2 pseudogenes are annotated in these 1,337 nt (G+C 60.1%); both read right to left on the reverse strand.

Annotation, left to right across the window (positions count from 1 at the left end):
• Positions 1-41: 41 nt before the first annotated feature.
• Positions 42-645: pseudogene (locus OC184_RS20190) on the reverse strand (plasmid pRiA4b ORF-3 family protein).
• Positions 642-1,337: pseudogene (gene tnpC / locus OC184_RS20195) on the reverse strand (IS66 family transposase); the annotation flags it as partial. The pseudogenes tnpC and OC184_RS20190, both read right to left, overlap by 4 nt.

The following is a 1,337-nucleotide window of genomic DNA, read 5'->3' on the forward strand; positions in this document are numbered from 1 at the left end:
GTAAGCATTTGGCGAGGGCGGCCGCAGTTGTGTTAGCTTGATCAGAGCCGCGTTGTGGAGGTTTTGGGTTTCCGTGGTTTTGGCGCCCACTTCTTTGAAAGGCGTTCGAAGTTGTCGAGGATGCCACCGATATCGGCATCTTCCGGGTCGAACTTGCGTCCGTGCCATCGCATCATGTCGTCATGGGCTTCGTGCCCGGGATCGTTCATGGCTTCTAAGAAGTCGGCATAGCCGGGGAAGCCGCCCACGTCTTCGGGAGGACAGGCGCCGATGGCGCGCACAAGACGGGGGGAATTTGGCGCCCGGGAGCGCATCGCCGATCTTCTCCACCTTGATGACATGGTGCCAGTTGTCACCGTAGTCGTAGATGTAATGGATGGTTTTGGTGCCGATATCTTCGAGGACATCGAACAGGCTCGTTTTTCTGGCGGGCAGCGGACCATCGTAGATCCCGTCGGGATCGGGCACGCCCCAGCCCACGCCGCCGGCCCTGAACTCGTAGAGATGTGTGTCGGTCCAGCCCATGGCAGCCTGGATCACGTCATGCAGGCGGTTGAGCTTGATCTTCAGCGGCACATCGAAGCGCCGGAGCACCTGGGGTTCGACATCTGACAGCGTGACCTTGAGGCGTGCGACCAACGTCATGCCGCAATCCTCTCCCTTTCCGCGGCTGCCTTCCAGTGCCACGGAAGCAATTCCTGCACACGTGAGACGGGCATGTCCGGCAGTCGCGTCAGGACATCGGCCATCCACGCCTGCGGGTCGATATCGTTCATCTGTGCCGTCACAATCAGGGTATACATGAAGGCCGCCCGGTCTCCGCCACGCTCCGATCCGGCAAAGAGCCATGATTTTCTGCCCAACGCGATCCCCCTGAGGGCGCGTTCGGCTGCATTGTTCGTCAGGCAAATGCGCCCATCGTCCAGGAATTCAGTGAAGGCCGCCCATCTGCCGTGTTTCGGGGTAGTGAAGTAGTCGATGGCCTTGGCGATGCCGTTGTGTTTTGACAGCCTGGCGCGCTCTTCCAGCAACTATCTGCGCAGATCTTCGACCAACGGTTGCGATCGATACCGGCGCACGGCAAGGCGGGCATCGGTGTCCACGCCGTTGATTTCGCGCTCGATGTCGAAGATGGCATCGATCTTCTTCACGGCCTCCAGCGCAATAGGCGAGATGTCATACGCTGGCTTTTTCTTGCGCGCCTTGCCACGGATGTCAGCCAATTCGAAGAATTTGCGCCGGGCATGGCTCCAGCAGAGCGCGCTGCGCACCGGGCCTGGGCTGCGATCCGCCAGATACAGGTCATTGTAGCCGCCATAGACGTCGGATTGCAGGAT

The organism is Paracoccus rhizosphaerae, assembly GCF_026162645.1.
GTDB lineage: Bacteria > Pseudomonadota > Alphaproteobacteria > Rhodobacterales > Rhodobacteraceae > Paracoccus > Paracoccus rhizosphaerae.